Genomic DNA, 13,569 nt, shown 5'->3' with positions numbered 1-13,569 from the left:
AGAACTACTTTATTCGCCCACCTTAATACTCTCATCGGATATATGATAATATTTAACTGCAAAAAACACACGAGCTTACATTTGCTCGTGTGTTTTTTGCAGTTAATAACAATTATAAATCCTCACCAATAATCTTAACTTCTCGTTCCAATTCTACATTGAATTTTTCCTTCACAGTCTTTTGAACATATTTGATTAATGAAATATATTCTTCTGCAGTTGCATTGTCTTTGTTGACAATAAAACCGGCATGTTTTGTTGATACTTGCGCACCGCCAATTTGTTTTCCTTGAAGCCCGCTATCTTGAATGAGTTTCCCGGCAAAGTAACCGGGTGGTCTTTTAAATACACTGCCACATGAAGGATACTCGAGTGGTTGTTTAGATTCTCTTTTAAATGTCAAATCATCCATAATTGCTTTAATTTCTTCATAGTTCCCAGGTTTAAGTTTAAAAATGGCTTCAAGAACAATATCCCCTTTTTCAGGGATATTACTTGTACGATAGCTAAGTTCAAGATCCTCTGCCGTTCTTTTTACGACTTCTCCGTTACGATCGATAACAATCGCATGATCCAATACGTCTTTAATTTCACCGCCATAGGCACCGGCATTCATAAATAAAGCCCCGCCTACAGTACCAGGGATTCCACAAGCAAATTCTAAACCAGTTAATTTTTCCTTTAATGCATACTGAGATGCATCGATGATGGCGGCACCGCTTTGCGCTGTTAAGAAATTCTCCTCAACAGAAATACGATTGAAATTTTCAAGAAGAATAACAATGCCGCGAATTCCGCCATCCTTAACAATCAAGTTGGAACCATTTCCTAGTAAGGTGAAAGGGACATTCTCCCGCTTTGCAAATTTAACGACGGTCTGCACTTCTTCATAAGTGGAAGGGGTAAGAAAAATATCCGCTTTCCCGCCAAGTTTTGTATACGTATGGTTTTTTAATAACTCATTCGTTTTAATATTGTTTTTATCTATAATAGTCGATAATTTATTGTAAATTTGAGTATAATCAGTCATTCATATCATTCCTTTTGCAGAGATAATGATCTTTGATGAAAAAGTGGCCTTCATTTTAGCATATGCCTATATTTGTTTTAAAGTAATATACAATGAGAAAAATTTTTTGACAATATCCTTATCATAGTAATAAAAAGGGGAATAATCAACTGAAAAACGCAGGTTATAAGTAATTGTAATATTATTGTTGTTTTCGTAAATTGGAGAGCATCCTGATAGAGAAAATTTGACAATAATCTCATATAGAAGAATGCTATAAACTTTATATATCAATAGGCACAGCATTTTTAATCAAACGTTTGATTAAATGAAGGAAGTGGTGAATATTGTCATATTAAAGGAGATTTTCTTCTTTCATCTTCGTTTCTTTCCTACCAAATAGCCGAGATAAAATATAATAATATAGCTTATTAATCCCACAAATAGAATGGGATTTTTCTTGATCATTTTAGCAAGCTGATCTACAGTGAAGAGAATTTTCTTTGTTAATAAACCTTCAGTATGCAGCTGATAAAGATAGACAAGGAAAAGAGCAATAAAAATTAAAAAAATTACCCAAAAGATTCGAAGAAAAGAAACTCCCTTTTTTGCTTTCATCTAATCCACCTCATTTAAGATCATTTACCGGATTATCTTTTTAGATTTCATCCATTTTAACGATTCTTTTTTACTAAGATTTGCGAGATTGGTTGAATCTACGAAGTCTATAACTTTTTGTGAATCTGTTTTTGAATACTCCCGTAATGCCCATCCAATTGCCTTCTGGATAAAAAATTCTTTGGAATCTTTTAAACGTAGGATACTATCGAACAAAATGGAAACGTCTGTGTCTTTCTTATATTTTAATTGATATAATAAGATACTTCTTTGAAGCCAAAGATTATTGGAGGATAACCATTTCTCGATGATTTCAGGTTTATGTTGAGGATATGCTTTTAAATAATATCCGAGTGCATTGGGAGCAATTGAATCAACAGAATCCCACCAAGATTTATTTGTAATGCAGTATTCGATTAATTCTATATCCTCCTCCTTTAACCACTTTTGATAACGATTTAAAAAAAGAATCGCAATCATTTGATACTCTCTTTCATCTTTTTTCCACAAATGAGTAACAAGTTCCTTTAATTCATGTGGATGAATTGTGTAAACGGTAATCAACTTTTTGAAAATTTCCTTTACAACCGGTGCTCTTGCTCCGAAAAATTTGAAGTTATTTTTCATATAACTTTCCATTTTAATGGCCTCATCTTTATTAGCGCTTTCTTGTAATAGTTCATCTATTAATTTAACGGGAAACAAAATGATCACTCCTAGACATAATTAGTTTGCTACTATCATACAACTTTTACTAGAATGACTAAAATTAAAACTAGTAAAAATTTTTCTGATTTTAAGTCAAAATATTCTAACAGTTATACGTCCAATCGGTTACAATAGAAGATAGTACGATTGGCATAGAAAAGGGGAATTTTCAAATGAACCATCTATATTTGAAAGATGAACATGAAATATTCCGTAGTTCTTTAAGGCGATTTCTTCAGAAAGAGTGTGTACCTTACTATGATGAGTGGGAAGAAAATCGGATTGTTCCTCGCTCCTTTTGGCAAAAAATGGGGGAGCAAGGGTTTCTTTGTCCGGATGTCGATGAGTCATATGGTGGATATGGAGGAGATTGGGGCTTTTCGGTTATTATTAACGAGGAGTTAGAAAGAGTGGGCTCAAGCCTGGTTGGTATCGGTTTACATAATGATATTGTGATTCCTTATTTGACCTCCTATGGTACGGAGGAACAGAAGAGAAAATGGCTTCCTTCATGTGTGGCAGGGGAAACAATTACAGCCATTGCGATGACAGAGCCTGGTTGTGGATCAGATTTGGCTAATATGCAAACGACTGCCATTTTAGATGGAGACCATTATCTATTAAATGGACAAAAAACATTTATTACAAACGGGGTTCATGCAGATCTAGTAATCGTTGCTTGCAAAACAAATCCACAGGCAGTCCCTCCCCATAAAGGGATGAGTCTTCTTGCTGTAGAAAGAAATACACCAGGATTTTCAAGGGGCAGAAAGTTAAATAAAGTTGGCTTGCATGCGCAAGATACCGCTGAGTTGATATTTGAGGATTGTCGTGTACCGAAAGAGAATTTACTTGGAGAAGAAGGCAAGGGATTTACGTATCTTATGGAAAAACTTCAGCAGGAACGCTTAATTGTTGCAATTGCTGCACAGGTGTCAGCTGAGAGAATGCTAGAAATAACAATGGATTATGTGAAATCACGGAAAGCGTTTGGAAAAGCAATAAGTAAATTTCAAAACACCCAATTTAAACTGGTGGAAATGGCAACAGAGATTGAAATGGGGAGGACATTTTTAGACCAACTAATCGCTGAACACATGGAAGGAAAAGATATTGTCGCGAAAGTATCGATGGCAAAATGGAAGTTGACCGAAATGGCAAGGGATGTTGCTACTCAATGTATGCAGCTCCACGGGGGATATGGCTATATGGAGGAATATGAGATTGCAAGGCGATATCGGGATATTCCCGTAGCAAGTATCTACGCCGGGACCAATGAAATTATGAAAACAATTATTGCGAAGAATCTTGGATTATAGTCGACTAAATTAATAGATAGGCAGATTTAACGTTTATATAAGTACAAAAAGTCCTCATTTAAGGGAGGAAGAGAAAGGAAGTAAATCATGCGAGAAGTCGTGATTGTTGAAGGGGTTCGTACACCAATTGGAAGGAAAAAGGGAGATTTAAAGGATATTCGTCCAGATGACTTAGCGGCTGAAACATTGAAATCACTTATTAAACGAACGAAACTGGATCCATCCATGATTGACGATGTCATTCTTGGATGTGTGACTCAATCCGGTGAACAAGCAGGTGATATTGCAAGGATTGCCGCTTTAATCGCCGGTTATCCATTAGAGGTTCCAGGTACAACAATTGATCGTCAATGCGGTTCAAGTCAGCAGGCAGTTCACTTTGCATCACAAGCGATACTTTCGGGTGACATGGAAGTTGTGGTTGCTGGTGGAGTTGAAAGCATGTCAAGGGTTCCGATTGCGTCTAACTATCAAGGGTCACCGTTTAGCGAAAAACTAACAAATAAATATGAAATGATCCACCAAGGACTGTCAGCAGAACGAATTGCAGAAAAATATGGTTTTACTAGAGAAGTTTTGGATCAATTCTCCTATGAAAGTCATCAAAAAGCATTAAATGCTCAATATGAAGGATATTTTCAAAGAGAAATTATACCGATAGAAAATGGCCAGGATTCAGTCATTATCCATGATTCAGGACCTAGAAAGGAAACATCTGTTGAAGTATTAATGAATTTAAAACCTGCATTCAAGGAGGATGGCATCATCCACGCTGGAAATGCAAGCCAAATTAGTGATGGAGCTGCAGCGCTGCTTTTAATGTCTCGTTCAAAAGCGGAGGAACTTGGATTGAAACCTCGTTTTAAAGTTCATACGCGTGTTGTTGTTGGTTCCGATCCAACACTTATGTTAACAGGACCTATCCCCGCAACGAAAAAAGTACTAAAAAAAGCGGGATTGACAATCGATGATATCGATGTGTTTGAAGTGAATGAAGCCTTTGCCTCTGTGCCGTTAGCATGGTTAAAAGAAACAGGAGCTAATCCGAAAAAGTTAAATCCGAATGGAGGGGCCATTGCGCTTGGCCATCCACTTGGTGCTAGTGGTGCAAGATTAATGGTAACAATGATGCATGAGCTTGAACGGACAGGTGGGCGCTACGGCTTGCAAACAATGTGTGAAGGATTTGGGATGGCCAATGCAACAATCATCGAAAGATTGGAGTGAGTTTGGTAACAGTTTAATAAGGCTACTTTTTAAAGGTTTATAGGAAAAACGTATATTTTCCCTCAGGATTATAGGATGAAAACATTTTATAAATACAGAGCCGCCGGAACTAGACAGGCTCACGGGTCACCCGCGGAAAGCGTAGTGTATTCAGACTGCGGATTTGATAACAACTATCCATACGAAGTAAATGAAAGAATTAGGGAGGTTCGTTTATGTCCACAACAATTGGAAAGCTTTTCGATTTAACTGTGAAAAAATATCCGAACAAAGAAGCCTTATTTGATGTGAGAAGAAACAGGAGATTTACGTATCAGGAATGGAGTGAACGCGTAAATCAACTAGCGAACGCCCTTATCCATGAGGGGGTTCGCAAAGGTGACCGTGTATCAACGTTTCTATTTAACAATGAAGAATTAGCAACAGCTGTTTTTGCTTGCGCCAAGATTGGGGCTGTAATTAATCCGATTAATTTTAGGTTGATGTCCGAAGAAGTAGCTTATATTTTAGACGACGCAAAACCGAAAGTGGTCCTTTTCGAACAGGCTTTAGCATCAACCATTACCTCTATTGAAAGCCGTTATCCTCACATTTCGTTTTGGTTTATTGATGATCAAACACCATCCTATGCAGCCAACTATCAAGAGAAAATTCAAACTGAACCTACAACTTTAGAAGACTACCAAATAGAAGAATCAGACATTTACGCCATTATGTACACGAGCGGAACAACAGGCCGACCAAAGGGTGTCATCCATCGTCATCGAGAAATCGTTGAACAAAGTCTTATTATTATAAGTGCGACTAAGTTACATGCAAATGATCATGGGCTTGTCACTGCACCGATGTTCCATTGTGCAGAACTACACTGTGCACTCATTCCACGAATTCATGTGGGAGCTAGAAATACGATTCTCCACCAATTCAATGCATCTAAAGTTCTTCGGCTAATTGAACAAGAAAAAATCACTAAGCTTTTTGCAGCACCGACGATGTGGAACATGCTTTTACAAGAGGATTTGGAAAAGTACAAACTGGACAGTTTGGTACTAGGACTTTACGGTGCAGCTCCAATGGCACCAACACTTGTTCATGCTTGTCATAAACAGTTAGGGATTTCGCTTGTTCAAGCATATGGAATGACCGAAATGGGACCAGCGATTTCTTTCCTTTTAGAGAATGATCAATTATCAAAGGCGGGTTCTGCGGGGCAAGCGTGTTTAAATCATGATATCCGTATTGTAAGGCCGAATGAAAATGGACCATCAGATCCGGATGATGTTGTCCCAATAGGGGAAACAGGCGAAATCATTGTTCAAGGCCCATGTATGATGGGCGGCTATTTTGAACGTGATGAAGCGACGGAATATGCCTTATATAAGGGATGGTACCATTCTGGTGATATTGGCTATTTAGATGAAGACGGCTATTTGTGGGTGAAGGATCGAGTGGATGACATGATTATTTCCGGTGGAGAAAATATTTATCCTCGTGAGGTGGAGGATGTTCTTTATGAGCATTCCGGCGTGTTAGATGTAGCGGTTATTGGAAGTCCTAATGAGCATTGGGGAGAAATAGTGATTGCATTTGTTGTAAAGAAAGACCCGGATGTAACTGAAACTGCCTTGGATGAATGGTGCATAAATAGTGACCATCTTGCGAATTATAAGCGGCCAAGAAAATATATATTCTGCGATGTCCTGCCTAGAAATGCTAGTGGGAAAATTCAAAAATTTTTATTGAGAGAACAGTTAAAGGAAGAATCACAGAACATATGAGAAACACAAATGTACTTGTAATCTAATTAAATCAAATAGATAAAGGGGAAATGTGACATGATGCAGGTGCCATTAACAGTAGGTTCATTGTTAGAGAGGGCTGAAACATTTTTTCCAAAGAAGGAAGTCGTTTCAAGAACTTTGTCGGGGATCCATCGCTTTACGTACAAAGAAATTGGTAGGAGAACTCGCAGACTTGCAAGTGCTTTAGAAACACTCGGAGTGAAAAAAGGCGATCGGGTTGGAACTTTAGCTTGGAATCATCATCGCCATTTGGAAATTTATTTTGCCGCGCCTGGAATTGGAGCTGTTTTACACACGATTAATCTTCGACTTTCGCCTGAACATATTTCCTATATTATTAATCATGCGGAAGACGAAGTATTATTCGTAGATGAGGATATTCTTCCTCTCGTTGAAATGGTAAAAGATTCTCTTACTACTGTGAAGGCATATATTATCATGACAGATCAGGATAAATTACCAACTACTACATTAGAGCCTGTATATTCTTATGAAAGATTGCTTGAAGCTGGTGATCCGGAGCATTCTTTCCTACAGGATATTAATGAAAATGACCCTGCAGGAATGTGTTATACATCAGCAACGACTGGGAATCCGAAAGGGGTTGTATATTCACATCGAGGAATTGTATTACACAGCTATGCATTAGGGTTAGCTGATACTACTGCAATGTCTGAAAAGGATATATGTATGCCAGTTGTTCCTATGTTCCATGTTAATGCTTGGGGAATGCCTTTTGCTGCAACATGGTTCGGATCTAAGCAAGTCTTACCAGGTCCGATGTTTACGCCAAAGCTGCTTGCTCAACTTATTGAAAATGAGAAGGTCACAGTCACAGCTGGGGTGCCGACAATTTGGTTAGGACTATTAAATGAATTAGAACAAAATCATTATGACACTTCTTCATTACGAAGCATTCTTTGTGGTGGTTCGGCAGCTCCAATGGCCATGATTAAAGCGTTCGAACAAAAATATAATATCCCATTTTTACATGCCTATGGGATGACTGAAACAACCCCGCTAGCAACAATTTCGACACTTAAAAGCTATCAAGAAGATATAGATGAAGAAGAGAAATTAAACATTCGCTCGAAGCAAGGTCTACTTGTACCTGGGCTACAAATGAAAGTCATCGCGGGAGATAATGAGGTGAAATGGGACGGGAAAGAAATGGGTGAATTATTAATTAAGGGTCCGTGGATTGCAGATGAGTACTATAAGGATGAACGAACAAGCGAATCTTTTAAAGATGGCTGGCTCTATACAGGTGATGTGGCTACCGTAGATGAAGAGGGAAATGTGAAATTAGTCGATCGGACAAAGGATTTAATAAAGAGCGGGGGAGAATGGATTTCTTCAGTTGACTTAGAAAATGCATTGATGGCCCATGAAGCAGTATTTGAGGCAACGGTAGTCGGAGTACCACATCCACAGTGGCAAGAACGACCGATTGCATGTATCGTATTGAAAGATGCTTTTAAAGGCAAGGTAGAAAAACAAGAAATATTAGATTTCATTGCCCCGCAATTTGCGAAATGGTGGATGCCGGATGAAATATTATTTTTGGATGAAATTCCGAAAACATCGGTAGGGAAGTTTTTGAAAAGAGAGTTAAGATCGAGGCTAAAGGATTACTTTGTTGAAATTTAAAAGTTTGAAAACCAACTGTTTCCTTAATAACAGTTGGTTTTCTATTTGTTTTATAACTTTTTAAGAGAGATTGCTTCTCTCATTTTTTGCAGTGATTCCTTCCCTAAATTATCTTGCTTCGCCATTACATTTACATAAAGGGCATCAATTATACTTAATTGGGCAATACGAGAGGACAATGCCTCGGATCGATAGTCTGTTTCTTGGGAAGCTGTAAATAGGGGAATATCTACTTTTTGGCTTAATGGCGATTTTGCAAAATTTGTAATTCCAATTGTTTTTGTCCCATTCTTTTTAGCGATGTCCAGGATCTCCATCATGTCTTTCGTAGAACCTGAGTGGGAGATAAGAATCACCAGATCTTGATCAGTTAGCTGTGAGGCAGACATAATTTGAAAATGTGAATCAGTATAAGCCGAAGTTTGAATGCCAGTACGCAAAAATTTATGATGAGCATCCATAGCAATGACCCCTGAGCCACCAATACCATAAAACTCAACCTTTCTTGCCCCCATTATTAGTTCGGTCGCCTCCGTGAAACGATTTTCATTAAAAATATGAAGGGTATCCTCTAATGTTCGGATATTCGCTTTGAATACTTTTTCGGCGATTTCCTTTTCGTTATCACCCTCTTGAATCGTTTCGTGAATATTTTTAATCGGTGCAACAATTTCTGAAGCCAAAGCGATTTTCATAGATTGAAAGCCATTAAACCCTATCCGCTTGCAAAAGCGAAAAACAGTAGCATCGGCTACAAATAAATCATCGGAAAGTTGATTAATTGTTGAATGAATGATTTTTTCAGGATGTTCTAATATATAGTCGGCTATTATTTTTTCTTTTTCGCTAAATTGTGGGTACATCGTACGAATCCTTGGTAAACAAGGGAATTTTTGAATTTGTGTTCCCATTTAAATTACACCTTTCTAAGCAGTCTTTTCTTCTATTGTAATATAAATGAAAGGGGAAATGTAAACGGTTTCGAAATTTTTTTTGTAAAGCATTGGGAGATTCATTGAAATAGGGTATCTAGTCTGCTTTTTCTTCTATTTGTTAATAAGTTAGGGAATTATTTTTCATAAAAACTATTGAAATAAAAAATATTTATCGTAAAATAGAATTATATTGAAAAAATATTTCTTTCAAGTGAAATGAAACCGTTTTAATAGGGACGTTTCTTTTTACATGAAAAATGTAAACGATTGCTTCTTCAAATTAAGAACACAATCACTATAAAACTAAACATCTAGATTTGGAGGATCGAAGAATGACAGGTCATGACATAAGTTTATTAGTTTACACATTATTAGCCATTATCTTTTTGATTTTTATGATTGCGAAAGTAAAATGGCATCCGTTCGTTGTGTTATTATTAACATCAGTTATTCTAGGAATGTTAGCCGGAATGAAACTTCCTGATGTGGCGGATGCAATACAGAATGGGGTAGGGAATACATTAGGTTCCATTGCTGTTATAATAGGTCTTGGGACGATACTTGGGAAAATGCTGGCTGAGTCTGGTGGAGCTGACCAAATTGCGAATACGTTGCTAAATAAATTTGGCGAAAAGAAAGTCCATTGGGCAATGATGATTGTTGCCTTTATTGTCGGGATTCCGGTTTTCTTTGAAGTAGGACTTGTTTTATTAATTCCACTTGTGTATACGGTTGCAAGAAGGTCGGGAATGTCGATATTGAAAATTGGGATTCCGATGGTTGCAGGATTATCAACTGTGCACGGATTGCTTCCGCCACATCCGGCACCAATGATTGCTGTGGAAGGATTAGATGCAAATGTTGCAAGAACAATCTTATATGCATTGATTGTAGGTATTCCTTCTGTTATTATTGCCGGTCCTATTTTTGGCTCTTTTATCGCCAAACGACTTGGTCATATAGAAATGTCTAAAGAATTGTCAGAGCAATTTTCGAAAAAGGAAACAAATAAATTACCTAGCTTTGGGGTAACAATTTTCACCGTTCTATTACCAGTCATTTTAATGTTAGTTGGTTCGATAAGCGGTATATTGCATGAAAACAAAGCGCTAGCTGAATGGAGCACTTTTCTTGGAAAACCAATTGTCGCTTTATTAATTTCAGTGATTGTTTCATTCTTTACGCTTGGGTATGCAAGAGGATTTAATAAGAAACAACTTTCCAGCTTTATGGGTGAGTGCTTAGCACCAACGGCTACAATTATTTTAGTTATTGGTGGAGGCGGTGCCTTCAAAAATGTATTAATTACGAGTGGGGTAGGAGATGCTATTGCTAATCTTGCTACGAACACACATATTTCACCGATTCTATTTGCATGGTTAGTCGCTGCATTAATTCGTGTAGCAACGGGATCAGCATCAGTCGCAATGACAACCGCTGTTGGAATTGTTGCACCGGTGATTGCAAGCACACATGGTGTCAATACGGAGTTAATTGTTTTGGCCATCGGTTCAGGTTCATTGATTTTATCCCATGTAAATGATGCAGGTTTCTGGATGGTGAAAGAATTCTTTAATATGAGTGTGTCCCAAACTTTAAAATCATGGACAGTTATGGAAACGCTACTTTCTATCGTTTCACTCATTATCGTGTTATTACTAAGTATTTTTGTATAATTAAAGTATGATAAATCCCACGTCAGATTTTGACGTGGGTTCTTGTCGATTTTTTAAAGGGAGTCGCGGATATCGTGAAATTCCGTACTGCTTGCGAAGCAAAAACTAATTTGAGGTGAATAAACATGGCACAGTCCTATATGATGGGTGTAGATATCGGAACAACGAGTACAAAAGCGGTTCTTTTTACTAAGGAAGGCGAAGTAGTCGATACATTTTCAAAAGGGTATCCATTACATAATCCAACTCCTTCGATCGCTGAACAAGATCCGGATGAAATTTTTCAAGCAGTAATTATTTCAATTCGTGAGTTGATGAAGTCAAGTGGGATTCATAAAGAGGAGTTAATGTTTGTATCTTTTAGCTCGGCAATGCATAGTGTCATTGCGGTTGATGGGCAAGGGAATCCTCTGACAAAAAGTATTACGTGGGCAGATAATCGAAGTGTTAAGTATGCGGATGAATTGAAGGCGTCTAAAAGAGGGTTAAATTTATATCGAAGAACTGGTACGCCAATACATCCGATGTCACCAATCACGAAATTAATTTGGTTACGAAATGAACATTCAGAAGTGTTTAATAGAACGAATAAATTTCTAGGGATTAAAGAATACATCTTTTATAAAATGTTTCATCAATATGTGATGGATTATTCATTAGCTTCAGCAACGGGGATGTTTAATTTAGAAACATTAAAATGGGATAAAGAGGCATTGGAAATTGCCGGGATTGACGAAAGCAAGCTACCCGCTCTTGTTCCAACGACACATATTTTAAAAAATTTGGACAGTGGGCTGGCTGGTCAAATGAATATTTCCGTAGACACACCATTTGTAGTAGGGGCAAGTGATGGTGTTCTTTCAAATTTAGGACTTAATGCGATTAAACCGGGTGTTCTCGCAGTCACGATTGGTACAAGCGGTGCCATACGGACAGTTAGTGATAAACCTTTAACCGATCCGAAAGGACGAACCTTTTGTTATGCTTTAACAGAAAACCATTGGGTTGTTGGCGGGCCAGTTAATAACGGTGGAGTGACGTTCCAATGGGCTCGTGATCAGTTTGGGCAATTAGAGGTACAAAGGGCAGAGGAAAATGGGGAAGATGCTTATGAATTGTTAACAGAAATGGCTGAAAAGGTGGCGCCGGGAGCGGACGGCTTGATTTTTCATCCTTATATGGCAGGGGAGCGCGCGCCAATTTGGAATGCAGATGCACGGGGTTCTTTCTTTGGTCTTGCTTTATACCATACACGGGCACATCTTGTTCGTGCTGTTCTTGAAGGGGTTATGTACAATCTGTATAGCGTAATGCTCGCATTACAAGAGCTAATTGGTGAACCGAAGAAAATTCATGCAAGTGGCGGCTTCGTTCGATCTAAGCTATGGCGGCAAATCATGGCTGACGTGTTTGGAGGACCTGTTACCATTCCAGAAAGCTATGAAAGTTCGTGCTTAGGCGCAGTCGTATTAGGTTTATATGCTATTGGGGAAATCGATCGATTAGAAGTAGTTGAGGACATGGTTGGCACAACAAACGACATCGAGCCAAATCCCGAAAACGCTAAAATCTACGAAGAACTCATGTCCATCTTCCTATCCATCAGCAGAAAAATGGAAGAAGACTACCACAGAATCGCCCAATACCAACGCAAAATCAAATAAGGTGTCACAAATAAAGTGTCAGGCACCGTTTTGGATAATGGGAAAAATGCTTCCATAACCCAATTCGGTACCTGACACCATTTTGGTTATGACGAAAAAGGTTGCATAAATCCAAATTGGTGCCTGACACCGCTTTGGTTGTGGAGAAAGATGTTGTATTAATCCAATTCGGTGCCTGACACTCTTTCTGGGTGGGTGTAGATGTTGAGTTGGTTTTTTCGGATGAATCCGATTATGGTGATGCCGAGGTCGTTGGCTAGGTCGATTCCTAGTGATGTCGGTGCGGATTTGGATAGGATGATTCCGATACCGATTTTGGCGACTTTTAGTATTACTTCGGATGACAGTCTGCCGCTAAAGGCGATGATCTTATCTGAGCGAGTGATTTTTTCTTTCAGGCAATAACCATATAGTTTGTCGAGAGCGTTATGTCTGCCGATGTCTGTGCGGTTAATAATCATCTCATCGTTCGTGCATAGGGAAGCGTTATGGACGCCGCCTGTTAACCGAAAATCAGCGGATTGATGTTGCAACATATTCATTAAGTGGAAGCATTTTTCAAGCGTAATCGTAGTTGTGTTCGTGATCGTTTTCGCTGTTCGCACGTCATTGTGAAAATAAAATTGCCGACTTTTGCCGCAGCAAGATCCAATAAATCGCTTAGAATATAAATCCTTATTAATTACCTTCTTATTCTTTAAATTTACATAGGCAAAACCATGATTGTCATCGATCGAAATTGACGCAATTTCAGAGTGGAGCCGAATAAGCCCCTCCGATGCGAGAAATCCTATAACAAGCTCCTCGAGGTGGGTAGGGGAGCAAACAATCGTTGCAAATTCCTCTCCATCGACATGAATGGTTAATGGAAACTCGATTGCGATATCATCTTGTACACTTGATAATGTTTCCCCATTGTATTTGACGATCGTATATGGCTTTCTAACTTTATTGTCCATTG

The 13,569-nt window shown here is 38.3% G+C and carries 11 protein-coding genes; 6 read left to right on the top strand and 5 right to left on the bottom strand.

Annotated features, from left to right (window positions below; translation table 11 throughout):
* Positions 1–112: 112 nt before the first annotated feature.
* The 3 genes from murB to MKY81_RS02720 form a co-directional block, all read right to left on the bottom strand.
* Positions 113–1,030, bottom strand: coding sequence for a UDP-N-acetylmuramate dehydrogenase (murB, locus tag MKY81_RS02730; protein ID WP_066227573.1), 918 nt, complete (start codon positions 1,028–1,030; stop codon positions 113–115).
* A gap of 354 nt (positions 1,031–1,384) precedes the next feature.
* Complete coding sequence (locus tag MKY81_RS02725) at positions 1,385–1,627, bottom strand: hypothetical protein (RefSeq protein ID WP_066227570.1); 243 nt, start codon at positions 1,625–1,627, stop codon at positions 1,385–1,387.
* A gap of 24 nt (positions 1,628–1,651) precedes the next feature.
* Positions 1,652–2,332, bottom strand: a complete 681-nt coding sequence (locus tag MKY81_RS02720; protein WP_107921093.1) for a DNA alkylation repair protein — start codon at positions 2,330–2,332, stop codon at positions 1,652–1,654.
* Positions 2,333–2,508: 176 nt separating this feature from the next.
* On the opposite strand from MKY81_RS02720, the gene MKY81_RS02715 reads away from it, so the two are divergent.
* The 4 genes from MKY81_RS02715 (at position 2,509) to MKY81_RS02700 (ending at position 8,333) form a co-directional block, all read left to right on the top strand.
* On the top strand, positions 2,509–3,654 hold the full coding sequence (locus tag MKY81_RS02715) for an acyl-CoA dehydrogenase family protein (protein ID WP_341116598.1): 1,146 nt from the start codon (positions 2,509–2,511) through the stop codon (positions 3,652–3,654).
* Between the two features lie 87 nt (positions 3,655–3,741).
* On the top strand, positions 3,742–4,881 hold the full coding sequence (locus MKY81_RS02710; RefSeq protein WP_341116596.1) for a thiolase family protein: 1,140 nt from the start codon (positions 3,742–3,744) through the stop codon (positions 4,879–4,881).
* A gap of 215 nt (positions 4,882–5,096) precedes the next feature.
* A complete protein-coding gene (locus MKY81_RS02705; RefSeq protein WP_341116594.1) occupies positions 5,097–6,659 on the top strand; it encodes a fatty acid--CoA ligase in 1,563 nt (520 codons plus the stop codon).
* Between the two features lie 57 nt (positions 6,660–6,716).
* Entirely contained in the window at positions 6,717–8,333 is a 1,617-nt protein-coding gene (locus MKY81_RS02700) for a long-chain fatty acid--CoA ligase (protein WP_341116592.1), read from the top strand.
* A 50-nt stretch (positions 8,334–8,383) separates the two neighbouring features.
* On the opposite strand, the gene MKY81_RS02695 is transcribed toward MKY81_RS02700, so the two are convergent.
* On the bottom strand, positions 8,384–9,244 hold the full coding sequence (locus MKY81_RS02695) for a MurR/RpiR family transcriptional regulator (RefSeq protein ID WP_066227557.1): 861 nt from the start codon (positions 9,242–9,244) through the stop codon (positions 8,384–8,386).
* 356 nt (positions 9,245–9,600) lie between these two features.
* Between MKY81_RS02695 and MKY81_RS02690 the strand changes: the two genes are divergently transcribed.
* Together MKY81_RS02690 and gntK are read left to right on the top strand one after the other, a co-directional pair.
* Entirely contained in the window at positions 9,601–10,944 is a 1,344-nt protein-coding gene (locus tag MKY81_RS02690) for a GntP family permease (RefSeq protein ID WP_107921089.1), read from the top strand.
* A gap of 125 nt (positions 10,945–11,069) precedes the next feature.
* Complete coding sequence (gene gntK / locus MKY81_RS02685; RefSeq protein ID WP_341116589.1) at positions 11,070–12,608, top strand: gluconokinase; 1,539 nt, start codon at positions 11,070–11,072, stop codon at positions 12,606–12,608.
* 158 nt (positions 12,609–12,766) lie between these two features.
* On the opposite strand, the gene fdhD is transcribed toward gntK, so the two are convergent.
* The gene (gene fdhD / locus MKY81_RS02680; RefSeq protein ID WP_066227548.1) at positions 12,767–13,567 is read right to left on the bottom strand and encodes a formate dehydrogenase accessory sulfurtransferase FdhD; all 801 of its coding nucleotides are present in this window, start codon (positions 13,565–13,567) and stop codon (positions 12,767–12,769) included.
* Between the last annotated feature and the right edge of the window lie 2 nt (positions 13,568–13,569).

Origin of the sequence: Heyndrickxia sp. FSL W8-0423 (genome assembly GCF_038009395.1) — a bacterium.
GTDB lineage: Bacteria > Bacillota > Bacilli > Bacillales > Bacillaceae_C > Heyndrickxia > Heyndrickxia sporothermodurans.
The sequence above is the reverse complement of the archived record's forward strand: the minus strand, read 5'-3'. Positions and strand labels throughout refer to the sequence as shown.